The organism is Desulfobacter latus (assembly GCF_013389365.1).
GTDB lineage: Bacteria > Desulfobacterota > Desulfobacteria > Desulfobacterales > Desulfobacteraceae > Desulfobacter > Desulfobacter latus.
The window spans coordinates 1-663 of the sequence record NZ_JACADJ010000175.1; the positions used below are offsets into that span (position 1 = coordinate 1).

A 663-nucleotide genomic window follows, 5' to 3' on the forward strand; every position below is an offset into this window, starting at 1 on the left:
GGAATTCCACTGAATGGGAGGATGAAACTCGATAATGTTACCCAGTGGGTGCAAGTCCCACATGAGCAAAGCTTAGCCCGCAGCTCATTAGTGAAATCCACAGGCAAAACCGGTAACGGAGGTCTGAAGCTGGATGGAACAAGATTGCAGGCTCTGTACTGAGCCCCGAAAAATGTATAGTTGTGGTCCATAGGGATAAACCCTGCAATTGCAGGGGGAAAGCCGACGCATTCCAGCGTGACGGAAGGCAGCAGACTTACGGGTGCTATGGCAAGCCTGAAAGTCACCACCGGGGTCTTCGACCAGGGCATGTTCTCAAGGGATTCGATTTTCTCGGCCAGAATATTCGTAAGTATGACGGCAAACTGCTCATTAAACCATCCAGGAAGAATGTGCAGGCCTTCATGAATAATATCCACGATACGTTCAAGAAGCATCGGGGATCGAAAGCCGTAGCGCTGATTCATGATCTTAACATGAAAATACGGGGCTGGGCTAACTATCATAAACATGTTGTCTCAGCAAAAACTTTCAGCTATAGTCGATTTAAAAGTATTAAAAAGTATCAATAAGTAATTTATTAAAATCATAAGTAGTGTTTTATATAGTAAAAATCCTGACCCGAAGGGCCAGGATTTGGGTTAAGCCCAGAGGGCATGAACT

At 45.2% G+C, this 663-nt stretch carries 1 protein-coding gene; it reads left to right on the top strand.

Going from position 1 to position 663, the window contains the following annotated elements:
- Positions 1-404: 404 nt before the first annotated feature.
- Complete coding sequence (locus tag HXW94_RS20540; RefSeq protein ID WP_425484233.1) at positions 405-572, top strand: group II intron maturase-specific domain-containing protein; 168 nt, start codon at positions 405-407, stop codon at positions 570-572.
- Positions 573-663 lie beyond the last annotated feature (91 nt).